The organism is Stieleria marina (assembly GCA_007741555.1).
Lineage (GTDB): Bacteria > Planctomycetota > Planctomycetia > Pirellulales > Pirellulaceae > K23-9.
Genome location: CP036526.1, coordinates 5,884,719 through 5,903,386, shown reverse-complemented (window position 1 = coordinate 5,903,386; position 18,668 = coordinate 5,884,719). Strand labels below are relative to the sequence as shown.

General features: G+C 55.5%; 14 protein-coding genes. 9 read left to right on the top strand and 5 right to left on the bottom strand.

All coding sequences use genetic code 11. The features are described 5' to 3' along the window. Window positions 1-11 precede the first annotated feature (11 nt). Window positions 12-1,649: a glucose-6-phosphate isomerase gene (gene pgi / locus K239x_RS20950; RefSeq protein ID WP_145420316.1), complete on the bottom strand. Its 1,638-nt coding sequence runs from the start codon at window positions 1,647-1,649 to the stop codon at window positions 12-14. Between the two features lie 170 nt (window positions 1,650-1,819). Here pgi and K239x_RS20945 point away from each other — a divergent pair, with 170 nt between their 5' ends. After that, a complete protein-coding gene (locus tag K239x_RS20945; protein WP_145420314.1) occupies window positions 1,820-2,479 on the top strand; it encodes a class I SAM-dependent methyltransferase in 660 nt (219 codons plus the stop codon). Window positions 2,480-2,562: 83 nt separating this feature from the next. On the opposite strand, the gene K239x_RS20940 is transcribed toward K239x_RS20945, so the two are convergent. After that, window positions 2,563-3,534 carry an alpha/beta hydrolase fold domain-containing protein gene (locus K239x_RS20940; protein ID WP_145420312.1) on the bottom strand — a complete coding sequence of 324 codons (972 nt, stop codon included), beginning with the start codon at window positions 3,532-3,534 and terminating at the stop codon, window positions 2,563-2,565. A gap of 190 nt (window positions 3,535-3,724) precedes the next feature. On the opposite strand from K239x_RS20940, the gene K239x_RS20935 reads away from it, so the two are divergent. Beyond that, window positions 3,725-4,705, top strand: a complete 981-nt coding sequence (locus K239x_RS20935; RefSeq protein WP_145420310.1) for a 2-hydroxyacid dehydrogenase — start codon at window positions 3,725-3,727, stop codon at window positions 4,703-4,705. Between the two features lies 1 nt (window position 4,706). Here the strand turns inward: K239x_RS20935 and K239x_RS20930 are convergent, their stop codons facing one another. Next, complete coding sequence (locus K239x_RS20930; RefSeq protein ID WP_145420308.1) at window positions 4,707-5,642, bottom strand: FecR family protein; 936 nt, start codon at window positions 5,640-5,642, stop codon at window positions 4,707-4,709. A gap of 150 nt (window positions 5,643-5,792) precedes the next feature. Between K239x_RS20930 and K239x_RS20925 the strand changes: the two genes are divergently transcribed. After that, the gene (locus K239x_RS20925) at window positions 5,793-6,557 is read left to right on the top strand and encodes a carboxylesterase family protein (RefSeq protein ID WP_419189226.1); all 765 of its coding nucleotides are present in this window, start codon (window positions 5,793-5,795) and stop codon (window positions 6,555-6,557) included. A 101-nt stretch (window positions 6,558-6,658) separates the two neighbouring features. On the opposite strand, the gene K239x_RS20920 is transcribed toward K239x_RS20925, so the two are convergent. Then, window positions 6,659-8,635 carry a carbon starvation CstA family protein gene (locus K239x_RS20920; RefSeq protein WP_145420304.1) on the bottom strand — a complete coding sequence of 659 codons (1,977 nt, stop codon included), beginning with the start codon at window positions 8,633-8,635 and terminating at the stop codon, window positions 6,659-6,661. 199 nt (window positions 8,636-8,834) lie between these two features. On the opposite strand from K239x_RS20920, the gene K239x_RS20915 reads away from it, so the two are divergent. The 4 genes from K239x_RS20915 (at window position 8,835) to gluQRS (ending at window position 14,340) form a co-directional block, all read left to right on the top strand. After that, the gene (locus K239x_RS20915; protein ID WP_419189225.1) at window positions 8,835-9,905 is read left to right on the top strand and encodes an NAD(P)/FAD-dependent oxidoreductase; all 1,071 of its coding nucleotides are present in this window, start codon (window positions 8,835-8,837) and stop codon (window positions 9,903-9,905) included. Window positions 9,906-10,020: 115 nt separating this feature from the next. Next, the gene (locus tag K239x_RS20910; protein ID WP_145420300.1) at window positions 10,021-11,745 is read left to right on the top strand and encodes a divalent metal cation transporter; all 1,725 of its coding nucleotides are present in this window, start codon (window positions 10,021-10,023) and stop codon (window positions 11,743-11,745) included. 94 nt (window positions 11,746-11,839) lie between these two features. Next, window positions 11,840-13,234 carry an asparagine--tRNA ligase gene (asnS, locus tag K239x_RS20905; RefSeq protein WP_145420298.1) on the top strand — a complete coding sequence of 465 codons (1,395 nt, stop codon included), beginning with the start codon at window positions 11,840-11,842 and terminating at the stop codon, window positions 13,232-13,234. 149 nt (window positions 13,235-13,383) lie between these two features. Beyond that, window positions 13,384-14,340, top strand: a complete 957-nt coding sequence (gene gluQRS, locus K239x_RS20900) for a tRNA glutamyl-Q(34) synthetase GluQRS (protein WP_145420296.1) — start codon at window positions 13,384-13,386, stop codon at window positions 14,338-14,340. A gap of 283 nt (window positions 14,341-14,623) precedes the next feature. Here gluQRS and K239x_RS29060 read toward each other — a convergent pair whose 3' ends face one another. Continuing rightward, window positions 14,624-15,121, bottom strand: coding sequence for a hypothetical protein (locus K239x_RS29060; protein WP_473163546.1), 498 nt, complete (start codon window positions 15,119-15,121; stop codon window positions 14,624-14,626). A gap of 289 nt (window positions 15,122-15,410) precedes the next feature. Here K239x_RS29060 and K239x_RS20890 point away from each other — a divergent pair, with 289 nt between their 5' ends. Beyond that, on the top strand, window positions 15,411-18,209 hold the full coding sequence (locus K239x_RS20890) for a hypothetical protein (protein WP_145420294.1): 2,799 nt from the start codon (window positions 15,411-15,413) through the stop codon (window positions 18,207-18,209). A gap of 163 nt (window positions 18,210-18,372) precedes the next feature. Further along, window positions 18,373-18,588 carry a hypothetical protein gene (locus K239x_RS20885; protein ID WP_145420292.1) on the top strand — a complete coding sequence of 72 codons (216 nt, stop codon included), beginning with the start codon at window positions 18,373-18,375 and terminating at the stop codon, window positions 18,586-18,588. Window positions 18,589-18,668 lie beyond the last annotated feature (80 nt).

Sequence of the window (18,668 nt, the reverse complement as noted above, 5' to 3'; positions counted from 1 at the left end):
TCAAGCCGCGATTATTTCATCGCGCGATAGCGGCGAATCAATTCGTTCGTCGAACTGTCGTGCTGGAGATCTGGTTCCGTCGCGGATTCCAGTTCGGGGATAATGTTTGTGGCCAAGACTTTGCCTAGTTCGACTCCCCACTGATCGAACGCGTCGACGTTCCAGATTACGCTTTGGACATAGACGCTGTGTTCGTACATAGCGACCAGTTTTCCCAAAATCGCTGGAGACATTTTGTCCGCGAAGATCGTGTTGGACGGACGATTTCCTTGGAACACACGATGCGGTACCAGCCAGTCTTCGGTGCCTTCGGCTTTGACTTGTTCGGCGGTTTTGCCAAATGCCAGCGCTTCGCTTTGAGCCAACACGTTGGCAATCAGAATGTCTTGATGAGCACCGATTGGGTTCAGTGATTTGCCGAACGCGATGAAGTCGCACGGGATCAAACGCGTTCCTTGGTGAATCAATTGGTAAAACGAATGCTGTCCGTTGGTGCCCGGTTCGCCCCAGTAGATCAGGCCGGTTTCGTAATCGACTTCATCTCCATCGACGGTCACGTACTTGCCGTTGCTCTCCATCGTCAATTGCTGGAGGTATGCCGGAAAACGCGACAGATACTGTTCGTACGGAAGCACCGCGGTTGTTTCGCAGCCAAAGAAATTGCTGTACCAGACTGATAGCAGTGCCATGATGACGGGCAAATTCTGGTCCAGCGACGTGGTGCGGAAATGCTGGTCCATTTCGTGGAAACCGTCCAGCATTTCACGAAAACCGCTCGGCCCGACCGCCAGCATTGTCGACAAACCGATGGCTGAATCCATCGAGTATCGACCGCCGACCCAGTCCCAAAAACCGAACATGTTGGCTGTGTCGATTCCAAAGGCGGACACTTTTTCTGCGTTGGTCGACAGCGCGACAAAGTGTTTTGCGATCGCAGATTCGTCGCCGCCGGTACCCGCCAATAGCCACTGCCGAGCCGTATCGGCGTTGGTCATGGTTTCGATGGTTGTAAATGTCTTCGACGCGACGATGAACAAAGTCTCGGCTGGGTCCAGTCCCTGAGTCGCTTCGGCAAAATCCGTCGCGTCGACATTGCTGACGAAATGAAACGTCAGTTCGCGTTGGCTGAAATGTCGCAACGCTTCATAGGCCATCACGGGTCCAAGGTCCGAGCCGCCGATGCCGATGTTGACGATGTGGCGAATCGGTTTGCCCGTCTGCCCTTTCCAGTCGCCACTGCGAACGCGATCGCAAAACGCTGCCATCTTGTCCAGCACCGCGTGGACTTCGGGGACGACGTTCTCTCCGTCGACCAAGATCGAAGCGCCTTTGGGAGCACGAAGCGCCGTGTGGAGTACCGCACGGCCTTCGGTCAGGTTGATTTTTTCGCCCGTAAACATCGCTTCGATGCGATCTTTCAAGCCGGCGGACTCTGCCAACTGGATCAGCAGATCCATTGTCGTGTTGTCGATGCGATTCTTGGAGTAGTCCAAGTACAGCCCGGCTGCTTCGCAGGTCATCGATTTGCCGCGGTCCGCGTCACCGGCAAAAAGATCGCGTAGGTGAGTGCCTTTGATGGCGTCGTAGTGGGCGCTGAGAGCTTTCCACTCGGGGCGTGACGTGAGAGATGATTTCGACGTTGCTGCCATCGTTAAAGCCTTGTCCGCGGTGAATGCGATGATTGATTAGAAGCGTCAATGTCGCCAAGATACCAGTGTCCGACGGCACCGACCATGCTTGGCAAGCAGTCGCCCCGCACAAGTCGAATTGGCGATAGACTTTGCGGCACTTCAATCCGCACAGCAAGACGCTTCCGCCCATGATCAGCCCCAAACTCTATCGCAGTAGCCACGTCTACGATTTTTTTATGAAATCGCTGGGCTACCAAACCAGCATCGATCGATTTTTGCGAAGCGTGTCAGTTGATTGCCCCGGCGATGCAAAGATTCTGGACGCTGGGTGCGGAACGGGGCTGATGGGGCTGCATTTCGCCGATCGTTTTGCCGATTCAACGTTGGTCGCAACCGACTTGGAAGCGAACTTCCTACAGGCCACGCTTGCCAACGCAAAGACGCGTGGCGTCGACAAAACACGCATCAGCGTTGGTACATCGGATATCTCGGATCCGACCAAGATGACCACGCTCGATGGCGAAGTCCGAACGCTAGCAGCCGAGTCGTTTGATGTCGTCTGCGTGGGCGCGGTGATTGGTTACGCAAGCGACACGGCGGAAAGTCTCCGCAAATTGCTGTCGCTTGTCGCCCCCGGCGGGATGCTGCTGAATTTAGAAATGAACGAATCGTTCACAGGAAAATTCGTCTCTCGCCGGTACCACTACGACAACATTCCGATTTCGCAAATGCAGCAAGTCATCACCGACGCCGGTTTTCAACTGAACGTGAAGAAATTCGGCCTGCGTCATCTGCCCGCCAAATTCACTCGGACAGCATTGGTCGCTCGAAAACCTTTGAACGACTGACATCTGCAGCGGGCGAATTGGCCGGCAACCAGGGGGCTGGCGACCAGGGGGCTGGCGACTGGCTGCTTTTGATATGCGGTCGGCTACGGTTGGAGTAGTTTTTGCATCAGGAAGTCTTTTGCGCTGGTGTATTTGTCGGACTTCGAATGACCGGGCACCAGCAGGTGACACTCTTGCCCCACTTGATCGCACTTCTCTTTCATTTTGAAGCCGTAAACCGGATGGTGAATTCCATGGCCCGCGTTTTTTGACGGCAATGTCATGTCGCCACCGTAGGTCATCAACAAAGGTGGATCGTCAGCGCTGACGTGGTTGTACGGAGAAAACTCTTGGTAGAGCGATTGGTGGTCTTTGTAATTTACGATTGCTCCTTCGATCGTTGATTCGCCGACGGCCATGTTGATCATATTGTGTTTCAAGACATTTTCGCCCAACCAAGGTTCGATTTGCTTGGGGTCAATGGATGTTTGGCCGCCCGAAACCGCTGCTGCGTGAACACGCGTGGATTGCCGTGCGAGCGGAGACTTGGAAGTCGGGTCGGCCAGGTCATCGTGGCAAAGGATCCACATGGATGTGCAAGCTCCCGCACTGCCACCGGTCAACGCAATTCGATCGGTGCGGATGTTCCATTGGTCGGCTTTGCTGCGGATGAACTGAATGGCGTGAGCTGCATCGTGAACCGGCGCGGGCAAAGACGCTTCGCCAGTCAAACGATAGTTGATGGCTGCATATGAAATGCCGTGATCCAAATACGGTTGGACGTCTTTGTCGCTGCGTTTCTTGTCGCCCCCGATCCATCCACCACCGTGGATGTAAACCAATAGCGGACGCGGCGATTCACCCTCGGCACGCCAGAAATCAATCACATGCGATCGATGATCGCCATACTGAACGTTGGCTAGTGTCGGCGGGAATTTGTTGGCCTTGGCGGTTGCCTTCTTAGCCGGAGCCTTGGTGTTGGCCGGTGCTTGGGCTTTCGGTTTCGCTTCCTGGGCATTCGCTGCAACACTGCCGGCGATGGCCAGGCAGACGGAGATTAAGACGATGTTCTTCATGGAGTTTTGCAGTGACTTGAGGGGGCAACTTGAAGGGCAATGTGCGTGAACGGTTTTGAGAACGTTTCTACTTTCTAGCCATTCTGACAGTCGATTTGTTGCCAGATCGTCCTGGAAGCGTCCAACAATGCTAAAAAGTGCTTTGTCGAAACACAACGTTCCTTGATCTGCAGTCGGATCTGCAATCGCCATGACTGTCAAACCGCGGATTTTTTTGACTCGCCAACTGCCTTCCGCTTGCATGCAGGCACTGAGCGATCACACGCATCTAACGATGAACCCGGATGATCGTTGTTTGACCAAGCAAGAGATCATCGATGCTGTTCGTGACGTCGATGGGTTGCTGTGTTTGTTGACCGACACGATCGACGTCGACGTATTGGATGCCAATCCAAATCTGAAAGTCGTCGCGAATTATGCGGTCGGTTTTAACAACGTCGATGTTCCCGCAGCGACCGAGCGGAAGATTCCTGTGACGAACACGCCGGGAGTATTGACGGAGACGACCGCTGACATGGCGTTTGCTTTGCTGATGGCCGCAGGCCGGCGAGTGGCCGAAGGCGACCGGTTCGTGCGAACCAAAGCTTGGGGCGGTTGGGGGCCACTGCAGTTTTTGGGAGCCGACATCACCGGCGCCACGCTGGGATTGATCGGTCTGGGTCGAATCGGCAAAGCGATGGTCCGACGAGCCAAGGGGTTCGACATGAATGTCGTCTATTGGAATCGCACACGGCTGTCCCAAGAAGAGGAGCAGCAGCTGGGAGTCACGTACGGTTCGATGAATGAAGTGCTAGGGCAAAGCGATTTTGTTTCGCTGCATGTGTCACTTAGCGAACAAACGTGGCACCTGATCGGTAGCGAGCAGCTAAAAAGGATGAAACCAACCGCCTCCATCATCAACACTGCTCGCGGACCGGTGATCGACGAAAAAGCACTGGTTCACGCTTTGCAAACCGGCGCGATCACATCGGCCGGTTTGGATGTATTTGAAAACGAGCCGCAGTTGGAACCGGAACTTTACTTGCTGGACAATGTCGTGGTCGCACCGCATCTCGGGAGCGCTACGATCGGAACTCGAACCAAGATGGGCGACATCGCGATCGAAAATTGCTTGGCCGCTTGCCGTGGCGACCGGCCGCCCAATATCGTCAATCCAGAGATTTTTGCGTGATCTAGAGACCTTTTCGTTTCTTGAATGCGTCTTCCAGCATCGCCACGAACTTTTCGACTTCTTCGTGCACGATTTCCGTCGTTGATACAACCAAAACGTGATCCACGGCATTGACGGAACTGGGGCCGCCGGATTGAGACCAAGTATCCGATACGACGCTTGCCGTCAGCGCTTTGATGATTTTATCCGCACGCGGAGCAAGTTCTTCGCTCATGGTGTAGCTCCTTACAGTCAGATTCTGTTCGGCTGACTCCATGGTTGTGATCTGGAGCACTTCGTTTTTGATGACATACGTGCAGTCCAGGCTTTTGAGCATCAATCGCAGGAAGCTGCGCAGCGACACATTCTGAAGCGTCAGGTTGACAGGAACGTCGTTGCTGAGACCGATCTCTTCTAAGGCGCTGGCGTTGATCACCATGGGGATGTTGTGGGTGCGCGATAGAACGGCGATCGCTTCGCCGAGCGGCGTTTCGACGAAAAATTGAGAGGTCGGATCATTCAGTTTGGCGCGAATCTGTTCGTTGACTTTGCTGCTGCCCAGAGAAGGTTGCGGAGTAGCCGCTGGGGTGGCGACTTTGGGAGCGGGCTTACCAAAGGGATCAGTCATCGCAGACGCGGCTTTTTTTGCGGCTGGCTTCCGCGTGTCACCGAATGGATTGTCCGTGGCAGCGGCAGGCTGGGTGGCACCACCAAAGGGATCGCTTTGATTGGCTGCTGGCTTGGCCGTTTGCCCGAACGGGTCGTTGGCTGCCTCGGCTGCCGGTTGCTGGGGCGTGCCAAATGGATCGTCCGCCGGCGCAGCGATTTCTGCTTTTGCGGCAGGTTGGGCTTCCCCAAAGGGATCGCTGCCGAACGGATCATTGATCTGAGCAAAGGAGCTCGTGCACGGAATAAAGAAAATCAATGCGAAGCACAGAGTTCGACCATTAAGCGACATTGAATTGGTTCCTTGAAAAGAAGAGGATTCATGCGGGGGGTCTATCGTTGCATGCCGCTAGGATTGGAGCAACCATTTCGATCGCGTCGGCATGCTAAAGGCAGATTAGCTACGATACGCAAGCCTTCTACGTCTTTCAGGGAGTACCCAGTGTCGCGCATCTTGCTGATTTCAGCTGTCTGTTGTTTCTTTGTTTCGACGCTTTTCGCTGGTGAGATGCAGTTGCTGACTCAGGGTTCGCCGACTCAGGAATTGACTCCCAGCAAACCGCTGCGCTACTGGCTTTATGAACCGGCCGCGGCGAAGGTTGGGGCGGCGAAGGTCGCGGCGGAGACGAAGGGGCAAGGCAAGACGTTTCCCTTGGTGCTGTTTCTGCACGGCGGTGGCGAAGGCGGTGCGGAGCCAAAGAAAGTGAAGAAGCACGGGATTCCCAAGCGGTTGGCGGCGGGAGACGAATTTCCGTTTTATGTGGTCGCGCCGCAGAATCCAAGTGAAACGCAGTTTTGGGACGATCAAAAACTGATTCGCTTGCTAGATGAAGTTCAACGACGTTACCCAATCAGCCGTTCACGCGTGTATGTGGCCGGGCTCAGCCGAGGTGCATACGGAGCTTGGCGATTGGCAATTCAGAATCCTGATCGATTCGCCGCCTTGGTCGCCGTCTGCGGCGGCGGGCCGCTGCCCTACGTCAATCGAATCAAGCATCTTCCGATTTGGGTGTTTCATGGAGCTCAGGATCCCGTCATTTCGATCAGCGAATCGCAGCGGTTGGTCGACTCGCTTCGCGAAGCTGGTGGCGATGTGAAATTCACGATCTATCCCGACGCCCAGCACGATGCTTGGACCCAGGCTTTTGATGATCCCGAGCTCTATCGGTGGATGCTGGAGCAAAAGAAGTCAGCCGCCGCGAAATAAGATTGCCGCTAATTAAGTTTGGCGAATCGGGCGTTCACGTGATGCCAGTCGCTGCCATGGCCAAACTTGCCATAATCAAATTCGGGGTGTTCAAAGATCCGCTACGTCAATTGCTTCACCGGTGCCGTGGCTTTGACTTCTAAGACGCCCTTGACCTTGGGCCACAAAATGATGGCTTCGACCAACATCCACGCTTCCAAAAGTAACGTGGAGATGCCGACGACAATCACGACCCAGTTCGGGTTTTCATCTTTCAACCAGTTCGGCAGATCACTCAGCATTGCCCAGGCAGGCATGATCAACATAAAGATCATCGGGATCACGATGAACCAAACCGGAATGCCGCGACGCCACAAGAAAAACGAAATCACCAGAAAAGCGAGCCCGGCAAGCAGTTGATTGGTCGCCCCAAACAAAGGCCACAGAATCAGTCCGCCTTTGCCAGCGAACGCGGAAAGCCACCATTGGCCGCCTGCGATCCCGCCCGCGGACGCTTCGGCGGGGAGTGTTGGATTGGCGGCGACGTAATCCGCCGGCAGGTTTCCCGAGACAGCATCGCCCAGCGAAACGGCCGTTCCTGGTGCAGGAAGTGCCGCAATGATCAGCGCAAGCGTCACCGCAAAAATCGTGGCGCCGTGTTTGTTGGTTAGCCAAGCGATCGGATTAAGTGAGAATCCGCCGCCGTTCTTAGTCGAGTGCTTTTCGCCGACGAAGGTTGCTGCCAGTTCTTGGACGACGTAACGCTGTAATCGGCAAGCGGTGTCCAGGGTTGTTCCGGCAAACGATGCCACAAGTACGCCCATGATCGCGACGGCGATGGATGCAGGGATCGAAATCGCTTTCAAAAAATTAGCCGACCCGTCAACGAAGGCGCCGACTTTTGCACCCAGGCCTTTGGCAGTCGCCCAGGATTCATAGCGTGCGTCGTAGGCCGCCGAACCCGTGACGATTTCTCCCGCACCGGATGATTCCGTTACGCCCAGTCCCAGTCCCGCGACACAAGCCAAGATCACGATCGTTGCCAAGAAACCTTCGGTCAGCATCGATCCATAGCCAATGAACTGCGCGTCCGTTTCGCATTTGATTTGTTTGCTGGACGTACCCGAAGAAACAAGGCAGTGAAAACCACTGCACGCACCACACGCGATTGTGATGAACAAGAACGGAATGACCGCGGGCGCGCCCTGTGGATTGGCTCGCACCATCGGCGCGACAATTTCCAACGGCTGTCGTGCTCCGTTTTCCGTGATGGGTGCACCGCCGATCAGTCCGGCAACGATCAAGCCGACAACCACCAAGCCCAACGCCGTGATCAGTTGGAGCGAATTGATATAGTCGCGTGGCTGCAGCAACATCCAGACAGGCAGCACCGATGCGACGTAGGAATACGCCAGCAAAATCAACACCCAAGTGATGATCGACCAGCCAGCCATCGCTGTATTGGCTGCGCCCAGGATGCCTTCGTTGCCATAGACCAAGGTCCCGTACATGGTGATCAGGGCCAGGATTGACGGGATCAGCAGGTTGACGTTTTTGCGGTGCAACCAGGCTCCGATCGCCATTGCGATGGGGATTTGAACCAAACAGGGAAAGATTGCGGCGGGGTATTGTTTAAAAACAGCCGCAATCACCAAGCCAAAAATTGCCAGAACGATGGTCAACGCCATGAACAGGATCAGCAAAAACAACAGTCGCACGCGGCGATTCAAAACACGACCAGCGACGTCGCCCACCGTCTGGCCTTGGCTGCGGATCGAAACGACCAACGCTCCGAAATCATGAACGGCACCGACCAAAATCGAACCCAGCAACACCCAGACCAACGCTGGCAGCCAGCCCCACATGACGGCGATGGCTGGACCGACGATGGGCCCGGTACCTGCGATCGAGGTAAAGTGGTGGCCGAAAAGCACGGATTTGTCGGTCGGGACAAAGTCGCGGTCGTCGTTTAGCTCAATGCTGGGGACGTCCGCGTCGGCGTTGAGCTGAAAGATCTTTCGAGCCAGCCAGCGCCCGTAGGTATGGTACGCGATCAAGTAGGCAACCATCGTTCCGACGGCGATCAGCAGAGTGGACATAGCGGTTCAGGTAAACGTTGCGGGCGGCAACTGGGCTGGAAAGAGAATCGGTCGTTTATAGGTGACGACGGAGCCTAACCGGTGTGGCTAAGACCCAGAACCTCTCTATACTAACGCAACCTTCACACAAGCGTGGCCTGTCAACGCACCGGTCGCACGCGAAACGAAATAACTTGCAATTGCACGGAGCCTCTATCCAGTGTCGGACAACGTCGAAAAAACCATCATCATCGGTAGTGGTCCCGCGGGCTGGTCGGCCGCCATTTATGCAGCGCGTGCCAATCTGGATCCGGTTCTCTACGAAGGCACTTACAAACCTGAAATGATCCCGTTGGGGCAGCTCGCCTACACCACCGAAGTCGAAAACTTTGCGGGATTCCCGGCTGGCAACATTCGCGAATTTGTCGAATCGGCCGTCGACAAAGATCGTCACTACAATTTGCCACCAGTGCCCGAAGGCCACACCAAGGACGGCAAGCCGCACTACGCGGTCCAGGGCGTGGAATTGATGGAACTGATGAAACAACAGGCGCTCAATTTTGGCACCAAGGTCATCAGCGACGATATCGAGAGCGTCAGTTTTTCCTCCGGCGGCGTTCACACGCTCAAACCAGCCCAGGGCGAAGCGGTTCAAACCAAGACGGTTATCATTGCCACCGGAGCTCGAGCCAATTACTTGGGACTCGATTCAGAAGAAGAGTACAAAAACAAAGGCGTCAGCGCTTGTGCCGTGTGCGACGGTGCGCTGCCAACCTATCGCGCCAAACCGCTGGCCGTCGTCGGTGCGGGCGACTCTGCCGTCGAAGAAGCCACTTACTTGGCTAACTTAAAGAACGCCGCAACGATCTACATGGTGGTTCGACGCGACGAAATGCGTGCCAGCAAGGTCATGCAAGATCGCGCAATGAATCATGCCAAGATCGAAATCATCTGGAATCACGTCGTCGAAGAAGTGGTCGGCAACGGAAAACAGGTAACCGGTTTAAAACTGGCCAGCACCGCGGACGAATCCAAGCGTGACTTGGAAGTCGGCGGCATGTTTGTCGCAATCGGCCACACACCCAACACGTCGTTCTTGGACGGCGCGGTGGAGATGAACGAAGCCGGGTACATCAAATGGTCCAAGCCATTCCGCACCAATACCAGTGTGCCGGGTGTTTTTGCAGCAGGCGACGTGGCAGATGACTATTATCGTCAGGCCATCACATCAGCCGGAACCGGCTGTATGGCCGCTTTGGACGCCGAACGTTTGTTGGCCGAAAGCGAATAGTCAATCGAGTATTGGCATCCCTGTGTTGCGCGTCTTGGATCGATGATTCAAGATGCCCGCGGATTGGATTCCAACGATTTCCGAAGTCCCGTTCCCTTCTTTGATCCCCAATGCCATGTCTGACGCGTCTTCCAACAAAGTTCAATCCGATCGCGAGTTGTTGCAACAAGCCTCGGAAGACGGCAAGCTGCTTGGCGCGTACGTCAAACTGTCGGGGCCCGGTTGGTTGCAAAGTGCGATCACCTTGGGCGGCGGTTCGCTCGCAGGATCTTTGTTTCTGGGAGTGCTTGGCGGCACCAGCATGCTGTGGTTGCAGTTGGTAGCGATTGTGCTGGGCGTCGTGATGTTGTCGGCGATCAGCTACGTCACGCTTTCGACCGGGCGACGTCCTTTCGAGGCGATCAATAGCGAGATCAATCCTGCTCTGGGTTGGGGCTGGCTGATTGCGACGATCATGGCCAACATGATTTTTTGCATGCCGCAGTTCAGTCTCTGCTACGACGCGCTGGACAAAAATCTTTCGACGGTCGTCGGTGCCGAAGGCCTTGGTGGTAGTGCGGGTGTCAAATGGACGGTGACCATCATGCTGTTCTTGGCAGCTGGCTTTGTGGTTTTGCTCAACACGCGGGGTGGAAAAGCCGCCAAGCTGTTTGACCTATTCCTCAAGGCACTGATTGGCTTGGTCGTGATCTGCTTTTTCGGCGTCGCAATTTTGCTTTTCGTCAAAGGACAGATCAACCTTGGTGAAGTCGTCGCCGGATTGGTTCCCGATTTCACGCAGTTCCACAAACCGGCTGGTGATCTCAGGGGGCTCGTTGATGGGCTTTCGCAGACGGGCCAGGATTTTTGGAGCGGCAAATTGATGGGCACACAGCAGTCGGTCATGATCGCTGCGATTGCCACGGCCGTCGGGATCAACATGACGTTCCTGTTGCCCTATTCCATGCTGGCACGTGGTTGGGACAAACCTTTCCGCGGTCTCGCTCGTTTTGACTTGTCAACGGGAATGGCGATTCCATTTGTCTTGGTCACCAGCTGCGTTGTCGTTGCCGCGGCGGCATCGTTCCACAACAAAATCGATGCAGAACTGGCATCCACGGACATTGCCGTGATGCAGACGTCACCGATCTACGGAGGAGTCGAATCGAACTTATTGGCTCGCGTTGACGCTGAACTTGGCGACGCGGCCGCGACAACTGATGAAGCTGCGAAGCTGGAGATGGTCGCGGCATTGCCCGAAGCCGAAAAACGAATTGCCGCGGCATTGGTCAAACGAAACGCTTTTCAACTTTCACGAACCCTTGCACCCCTGCTGGGTGAAACGAACGCCAATCTTGTGTTTGGTTTAGGTGTGTTTGGGATGGGTTTTTCGACCATCATTATCCTGATGCTGATTAACGGTTACGCGTTTCGCGAACTGTTGGGCAAACCCGATAGCCAATCGGTTTTCATTGCCGGTGTTTTGGTTGCGGGGATTTCGGGAGCTTGCTGGGTGTGGTTGTGGACGGATGACGATACTCGTTTTTGGCTAGCGATTTTCGCAAGTACGTTTGCGGTGATGCTGCTTCCGATCGCCTACTTTACTTTTTTCTTGATGATGAACAGTCGTCGGATTCTGGGCGACGAAAAACCCACTGGCGCCCGCATGCTGGGATGGAACATCATGATGGGGCTCGCCGTAATCGGTGCCGTCGCCGCTGCGGGTGTGGCCATGTACGGCAAGGCAATGGACAAGAACAATCCAGTCGCGTTCTACGTGGTGATCGGGATCTTTATTGTTTATTCCCTGGCCGTGGTGGCGGGATTCTTGTTAAAGAAATCGCACGCCTCCCAGGCCTAACGTCTCCAGGATGATGCTTGGCCCGGTTGCGGCCAAGTCGCTCTATCAATGTCAGCACACTGACACTCGTTTTGATGAAATGGATTGAAAAGACATGTCGAACTGGATCAGTGTCAAAGAAGCTCGCCAAGGATCATCGGCGGGCAAGTCGGTAGAAATTCGCGGCTGGGTGCGAACGCGTCGCGACAGCAAGGGCGGTTTTAGTTTCATCGAAGTCAACGACGGCAGTTCGATGGGGAACTTGCAGATCGTGGCGCCCGGAGAGCTTGCCAACTACGCTGATGAAATTCAAAAACTGACCACCGGCTGTAGCGTGGTGATCACCGGCGAATTGCAGGAATCACCCGCCAAAGGTCAAGACACGGAATTGCATGCCGATGCGGTTCGCGTGCTCGGTTGGGCTGATCCGGAAACCTACCCGCTGCAAAAGAAACGACACTCGTTTGAAAAACTGCGCGAGTGGGCGCATCTGCGGACGCGCACCAATACGCTTGGTGCGGTGATGCGTGTGCGTGATCAGATCAGCCAATCGATTCATCAGTTCTTTCACGAAAACGGTTTCTTCTACACCCACACGCCGATCATCACGGCCAGCGACTGCGAAGGCGCAGGCGAGATGTTTCGCGTCACCAGTTTGGATCTGGAGATGCTGGCCCAGAAAGGTGGACCGGTAAAATACGAGTACGACTTTTTTGACAAGCCTACGTTTTTAACCGTCAGCGGACAGTTGGAAGCCGAAACGTATGCAACCTCGCTGGGCCGCGTTTATACGTTCGGACCCACTTTCCGCGCCGAAAACAGCAACACCAGCCGCCACTTGGCTGAGTTTTGGATGGTCGAGCCCGAAGCGGCTTTCTTTGACTTAGCGGACGACATGAAGTTGGCGGAAGATTTTCTGAAACAGATCTTCACCGACTGCTTGAACAAATGCGGCGAAGACATGGCGTTCTTTGACAAGATGATCGAGAAAGGAAAGCTGGATCAGATTAAAGCCGTTATCGAAAAACCGTTTCAGCACATGACTTACACCGACGCAATTACGGTGCTGGAGAAAGCGAGCAAAAAGTTTGATTACCCGATCGCTTGGGGAACCGATTTGCAAGCCGAACACGAACGCTATCTGACGGAAGAGCACGTTGGCGGACCGTTGATCCTGACGGACTATCCCTCGTCGATCAAACCGTTTTACATGCGAGTCAGTGACGACGGAAAAACGGTTGCCGCGATGGACGTGTTGGTGCCAGGCGTTGGCGAAATCATCGGAGGATCCCAGCGTGAAGAACGTTTGGATGTCTTGCAGCGTCGTATGGCAGAAGCGGATTTGAACGAAGAAGATTACTGGTGGTACATCGATCTTCGCAAATACGGCACCGTGCCGCACGCTGGATTTGGACTCGGGCTGGAACGAGCCGTGCAGTACGTCACCGGGATGTCAAACATACGCGACGTGATTCCATTTCCTCGCACGCCCGGCAATGCCGATTTTTAGTTCGTCTCGCAGAGCAAAGCGAGCAACGAATCCCAAAATCGTAGCCGGCATGCTCCGCCGTGCCGTGTGCAAATCCCTTGCGAACCTTGCATATTGAAAAGCTGCATATTGCAAACCTGCGGGCCGGCTACTTTTTTGAAAAGCGTTCTATGAACACCAAAGGCCGACTCGCTCCTTCGCCTACAGGTGCTCAGCATCTTGGTAATGCGCGGACGTACCTGTTGGCGTATTGGTCGGCTCGCAAAAGCGGCGCGAAGTTGGCCCTGCGAATCGAAGACATTGACTCTCCACGCGTCAAACCTTGGGCAGCCCAGCAAGCCATCGATGATCTGCGTTGGCTAGGGATCGATTGGGAAGAAGGTCCTGATATTGGCGGCGAGAATGGTCCGTACGTGCAAACGCAACGCGTTGATTTGTACGATGCCGCACTACAGAAATTGATCAACGCCAATCGGGTTTTTCCCTGCATTTGTACTCGCAAAGACATCGTGGCAGCGGCCTCGGCGCCCCACGAGAGCGAGATCGGATTTGCACACGAAGGTCCGATCTACCCAGGGACCTGCGCCGGTTGGCGGGCTGGCGAATCGATACCCGAAGCGGGCACGTTCTGCTGGCGTTTTCGACCAAGCGACGACGTGATCAAATTTGATGACTTGGTATTGGGCAAGCAATCGTGTCGCCCCGCAGAGCAACTTGGCGCGTTTCCGATTACTCAGAAAAACGGCAACACTTCGTATCAGCTCGCGGTAGTGGTCGACGATGCGCAGATGGGCATCACTGAAGTCGTGCGCGGCGACGACCTTGTGCCCAGCACTTTTCGGCAAATCGATCTCTTCGCTGCGCTGGGCTACGAAGTGCCAACCTTTGCACACGTGCCACTCGTTGTCGGTACCGACGGCCGCCGGCTGGCTAAACGCCATGGCGACACACGGTTAAGCCAATATCGCGAGCAAGGCATCGATGCCGATCAAATCGTCGGTTGGGCAGCCCATTCAGCAGGACTATTCGACGAGCGACAGCCAGTGTCGGCTCAGTCGATCGTTGCTAGTTTTGACTGGCAGAAACTCAGCCGCGGCAAATGCATCGTCGAAAACGATCCTTTTTGAAGTCGCCTAACCGAAGCTTGGTTTCAGCATCCTGGGCATCTGACGGCTGACGCTGTGTGCCCGGTAGCCGGTTTTGTGTGCCCGGCAAATGCACGCTGGATCGACTGATGCCGCAGCCGCTTACGTGCATTGGATGGCGACGGTTGCTCATGGTTTCATGATTCGTCGTGTTTCAAATCCGCCATGAACCTCGGTAAAAAGAAAACACCGCAACAAGCCATGGGCTTCGACGGAGTGTACTCCGCTGAAGCAAACTTCTTCGCGTTGTCTCTTTCGACGTGGTCTATAGCAGGCCGTCTTTTTCCAACAGCTCGCGGTACTGATCACGTTCGCGGCGAGTTGCTTCCAAATCGAATACGAGATACTTCATATCCAAACGCAATTGCGACAGAGCTTCTTGAACCAGGTTCAAGATTCGGCGGCGGCGAGTACTGCATTCGACGACTCGGTCCAATGCAGGAGCCACGGAATCGCGATAGCGTTGCGGAAGTGCATTGATTGCCTTGGCCAGCTCTTGAAGTTCGGCGGGCATTTCGTCGTTGATTTTTGGGGTCGAACCGATCGTCGTTTTGGGCATCGCGTTTCCTGGGGTGTTGATTCGGCTTCGCGTGGTCGTTGCAAACTGGTGTGTTCGCTGCTGCGACGGCGGAATCAAAATGGGAAGGGTGTAAACCGTTGTTTCGTGGTTGCCATCCATTGCATGCGGAGTACCACTTTCCCTGCGGTGACTGTCACGAGACGCATAAGTGTCTGATTGGTAACGACTTAGGTTAATTGGCATGCCAATGATGCCAAGACGCAACGTTGCCTTTTTGCAACGCCATTTCGTCTTGGCCTGAGTACCTAAATCATGGTATCCAAACACTTTACGCCTGCGGTGACGGCTTGCGACGATAGGGGGTGTTTTTGAAACATACCCGTCGCGATTACCGCACACCTTCGGTCCACGAACCGTCAAATGCCCCAAGTTTTGGATGCTGCCGAGATCTGATGTTTCAGGTGGCCGTTCATCGTGTGGGTGACGTCGTGCGGCTGATTGTTCCGAGTCGCGGCCCCTAGGTCAACAATCAATGAGAGCTGGAAAACTAACCGCCGCGAAATCGCCTCGGAATGTTCCGTCCTGGCAAAGCTTGCGTTTTGTCGCCGCAATGGCGTTCTACGGTGTGCTGCTAACAACCGTTTTATCAGGCAAAGTCGCCGCGCAGCTCTACGACGGATTAGATGCGCATCCGCCGCGTTGGTCGTTGGACACCTCCGATTGCGATGCGCGGGTCATCGAACACAAGCATTTGGCCGACGGCGGAATCGATCGTCGTGCCTGCGAAACGCTGACGTTCACAGCGGGCCATGGCACCGAAGCGATCTTGGTGTATCCGATCGAGCCGATCCAAGCGATCGACGGTCTGACCGCCCGCGTTTCCGTGATGAGCGCATCGGTCGGAGCCAGAATTGGGTTCCGGATTCGCTACCCGTACACACGTGATGCGGAAACACGTCGCCCTCTGTCCACGATTGTCTACGGCGCTGCTTACGACGATCCCGGCGCCTTTCGCAGCATTGGCGTTGGCGCGATCGAAAAGCCCCTGCGTCTGAAAACGATTGCGGTACGCCAACAGCATGGCAGCAAAGCCGACTTGAGCGATCCGTACGTCGATGCAGTGGTGATCAATGCGTTTAGCGGCGCCGGCAAGTCATCGCTAAGGATCGATGAGTTGTTTGTCGATTCGATGATCCCGCTTGGAAAAAGCGGGCATGTATCGCGAGTACGTGATGAAGCAGACTTTCTAAAAGAACAGGCGTCGAAATCCAGTTCCAATCGCGTGACGCCCGGCGATGAATTTGGCGGCGGATTTGCGCCGTTGTTGCCTGCTCGTCGATCACCGTTTCCGGCGGGCAAAGTCACCAAAATTTTGCAGCATAACGGTGAACCGCTGCTGTGGGTCCGGTCACTGGGGTTTGATGGCGTGTTGCTGTCCAATCCGCCCACTGCAGAGATTCTGCGTGAAGCTGTTCAGGCCAGGATGATGATTTACGCGCCGCCGCCGACGGCGCCTGACCCAAGTCTTCAAGCCCTGCTGGAGCCGATTGCCGCATGGTACGTCGGTTCGGGCGTGGCACTGGATCGCAGTCGAGTCGACCAGACTGCAATCACCACCAAACGTCTGCGCGGATTTCCACCACGGTGGCAACGTCCGATCGTTGCCGCGCCGGTCGAAACCTGGCAACGCTATTCGCCGCTTGTTGATGCGATGATCGATGATCTGCCGCTGCGTGTTCGTGGTATGACCGCAGGCGAAGAAATCGCCGAGATGATTTCGACGCTCGCGGCCATCAACGGCCGCATACATACTGCGGTTGGAGTGGCATCGATGCCGCCCGAGTCTGCTTTGACGCAAACCAATGCGATCGCGCGTATGATCGGCGCGCCACCGCCTGATAGCTTTCGATGGCATTCCATGTGGTTGCAGGTGATGCGTAGCCTGGAGACCACGCCTGAAGCGATTCTGTATCGCTCGTCGCGATCCTTGGCGTCGGGCAGCGAATTTGATTCGCAACGAGCGATGGCATTGAGCTACGTCAATCGAATGGTCGCAATGTTGGCACCCTGGGTTTCTGGTGCACGCCCTGCCCCGCCGATGCGTGTGGTGGGCGCTCCTTTTCGATGTGGACGACTACAGATTGATGAAACGCAGTTGTTGATTGCAACGTCGATCGCGCTGCGAGGAAGTGAAGTGCTTTCGGGTGATGGCAACTCGATGGAAATATTGCTCTCGCCCGAAGACGCCACCAAGAATGCTTGGCGGCTGACGCACTTTGCCGCCGAACGCTTGACCCCCGAAACAACGCCTACCGGTGCGCGGCTGCAGATTGTGTCCCCCGATGCGGCCGAAATCATTGTTCTCAGTAGCGATCCGTCCGTGGGCGGAAAACTGGCTGCATCTGCGGCAAAGTTTGCACAGCAAGCTGGACTGGATCGCTGGCAGCTGACCACTGATTTGGTTCGTCGAACGCGGCAGGACTGGACCGCCGCGACCGCTGCACGGGCTACCAAAGCAGCGCCGCCGACCGATTTGATTTCCGCTGCGATGCGGACCCTAAACGATGCCGAGCCGGTTTATCGTGCCGGCGATGTGGCGGTGGCCCTGCGAATGGCAAGGCGAGCCGACGCGTGGGGGCTGCGCAGCCAGTGGCAATTGGCTGAAGCGTTGATGCCTGATTGGCCCCACCCGACCAGTTCGCCGCCCATGGCCTGTAGCGCCGGGCCGATTCAGATCGCATGGCAACCTCTCTTTCAGGATGATGAAGGCTGGGGCCGAAACCGGCTGACCACTGGTTCGCTGGACCGCAAAGATGTCTTTGGCGAAGATCGCTGGGTGTTTGGCCAACGTCAAAATGCCGCGGCCAATTCCGATGTGCAGATGATCACACGAGGTGTCTTCAGTGGCGGCGGTGCCCTGCGAGCCAGCGTGGTGCCGACCAGCGACGACCCTTTGCCGGGTGGCTACGAAGGCACGATTGTGCAAATCGCTAGCCCTTCGGTTCGCATTCCAGCTGGCAAAGCAATTCGGATCGACGCCATGGTCCGCACGCTCGGATTTGGCGATCCGCACCAGGGCCTGTTGGTCTACGACACAACCGGCGGGCAAGAACTGGGGGTGCTGGTCCGTGGCCAGTCGGACTGGACGCCGGTCCGGTTGTACCGACAAACCGTCGGCGAGCAAGAAGTCAAAGTGATGTTCGAGTTGATCGGCGGCGGCGAAGCGACGATTGACGAAGTTCGCTTGCAGCTTTGGGAGCCCAAGTCGAAACCGTTCGTCCCGTTGCGGCCGATCGCGGAACGCACCGAGACGTCGGTGATGCAGCGCTAGGTTGATGCAGCGATTATGATGCGGCAATCCAGTCGTGGTCTGTGACGCTGGGGCCGATGTCATGTCAGCTTCTTCTCGCCAACAACTTCCAACAAACGTTGTATAATCGGAGCCTGACAGGCACTAAGCCTTTGCCTCCCAATCGCTGCACGACTGATTCACCATGCAACAAATAAAAATCTTCAAAAGCGTTGATACCGAGATTCCTCAAATGGAGCATCAGATCAACCGTTGGATGCGCAAGAGCGGTGCTCGGGTGCTTTCGATCACTGGTAACCTGGCCAGCAATCCCAGCAGTGGTCAGGGGCCAATGAGTAGTTTTGCAGCCGGCGACATTATGGTCATCGTTCACTACGAAATCGACGCGCCGCAAAAGTAGTGATCGCATCTGGCGATGACGTCTTCAAAAACAAACGTCGGATCAAGTTCATGGGGCTCGCTGCTCCCATTGGATCGACA

Coding starts and splice junctions, on each gene's coding strand:
- K239x_RS20930 (WP_145420308.1), bottom strand. CDS start 5,642: ATGTCGCTTAATGGTCGAACTCTGTGCTTCGCATTGATTTTCTTTATT.
- pgi (WP_145420316.1), bottom strand. CDS start 1,649: ATGGCAGCAACGTCGAAATCATCTCTCACGTCACGCCCCGAGTGGAAA.
- K239x_RS20890 (WP_145420294.1), top strand. CDS start 15,411: ATGAGAGCTGGAAAACTAACCGCCGCGAAATCGCCTCGGAATGTTCCG.
- K239x_RS20910 (WP_145420300.1), top strand. CDS start 10,021: ATGTCTGACGCGTCTTCCAACAAAGTTCAATCCGATCGCGAGTTGTTG.
- K239x_RS20940 (WP_145420312.1), bottom strand. CDS start 3,534: ATGAAGAACATCGTCTTAATCTCCGTCTGCCTGGCCATCGCCGGCAGT.
- K239x_RS20885 (WP_145420292.1), top strand. CDS start 18,373: ATGCAACAAATAAAAATCTTCAAAAGCGTTGATACCGAGATTCCTCAA.
- asnS (WP_145420298.1), top strand. CDS start 11,840: ATGTCGAACTGGATCAGTGTCAAAGAAGCTCGCCAAGGATCATCGGCG.
- gluQRS (WP_145420296.1), top strand. CDS start 13,384: ATGAACACCAAAGGCCGACTCGCTCCTTCGCCTACAGGTGCTCAGCAT.
- K239x_RS20935 (WP_145420310.1), top strand. CDS start 3,725: ATGACTGTCAAACCGCGGATTTTTTTGACTCGCCAACTGCCTTCCGCT.
- K239x_RS20945 (WP_145420314.1), top strand. CDS start 1,820: ATGATCAGCCCCAAACTCTATCGCAGTAGCCACGTCTACGATTTTTTT.
- K239x_RS29060 (WP_473163546.1), bottom strand. CDS start 15,121: ATGCCAATTAACCTAAGTCGTTACCAATCAGACACTTATGCGTCTCGT.
- K239x_RS20920 (WP_145420304.1), bottom strand. CDS start 8,635: ATGTCCACTCTGCTGATCGCCGTCGGAACGATGGTTGCCTACTTGATC.